At 72.3% G+C, this 220-nt stretch carries 1 pseudogene; it reads left to right on the plus strand.

Annotated elements, in window-relative coordinates:
• A pseudogene (locus AB6A65_RS16410) lies at positions 1-220 on the plus strand (competence/damage-inducible protein A); the annotation flags it as partial.

The raw sequence follows: 220 nt of genomic DNA on the forward strand, positions 1-220 counted from the left end.
GGCATCGGGCCGACGCACGACGACATCACCGCAGAGGCGGTCGCCGCGGCCTTCGGCCTGCCGATCGACGTGCGCGACGACGCCCGCGCGATCCTGCAGGCGCATTACGACCGGCAGGGGCTCGAACTGAACGAGGCGCGGCTGCGCATGGCGCGCATTCCCGAGGGCGCGACGCTGATCGACAACCCGATCTCCGCCGCGCCGGGCTTCACGCTCGAGA

This window comes from Rhodosalinus sp. FB01 (assembly GCF_041365715.1).
In the GTDB taxonomy this organism is placed as follows: Bacteria; Pseudomonadota; Alphaproteobacteria; order Rhodobacterales; family Rhodobacteraceae; genus Rhodosalinus.